We start from the raw sequence: 606 nt of genomic DNA, 5'->3' as shown, positions 1-606 counted from the left end.
GAAGGTCTCCTCGAAGGCGGTGGACGCCGCTTCCTGGCGCCACTGGACGGCCGCCTCGGGGCTGGAGTCCAGCAGTTCGCGGAAGGCCTGGCCTGCTGAGGACCAGCAGTTCGCGGCAGGCCTGGCCCGGCGTGCGGGTACCCGACCGCCGGCACGGCAAGCGGCGACGGGGCGGTAGCCCTGCGCGGTGGGCCCCCGCACCACAGGCTGTCGCCGGGCAGGACGGCGTACTCCAGCGGGGCCCGCTCCAGGTCCTTCACCTCCGGATACGACAGGCCGCAGGACTCGACGGCGTACCGGTTCCGATCCCGGCCGGCAGTGGAAGCCGGCGGGGACGTGCGGGGCGGTGGCGTTCGGCGGTAGTCACCGCCGCATGACCGCGAGCGCGCTGCCGGGGCTTTTCCGGAGGTGTCCACGGCAGTCCACTCGACCGGGGCACCACCAGGGCGGGGGAGACGCCGACGTGACGGGGGGCGGCAGGAGTCGACGGTCCGCGGGGTCGCCGGGGAAGCACCCAGGGCCCCCGACCCGAGCCGGGGCGGTGTCGACACCGCAGTACGGCCGAGGCCGACGACATACCCCGGCACCGGTCTCTTATACACATCC

Annotated in this window: 1 pseudogene; it reads right to left on the bottom strand. The window is 74.3% G+C overall.

Annotation, left to right across the window (positions count from 1 at the left end):
- A pseudogene (locus tag CCN42_RS43710) lies at nt 1-201 on the bottom strand (hypothetical protein); the annotation flags it as partial.
- Nucleotides 202-606: the final 405 nt, after the last annotated feature.

The organism is Streptomyces glaucescens (assembly GCF_002154375.1).
GTDB classification, from domain to species: Bacteria; Actinomycetota; Actinomycetes; order Streptomycetales; family Streptomycetaceae; genus Streptomyces; species Streptomyces glaucescens.
The sequence above is the reverse complement of the archived record's forward strand: the minus strand, read 5'-3'. Positions and strand labels throughout refer to the sequence as shown.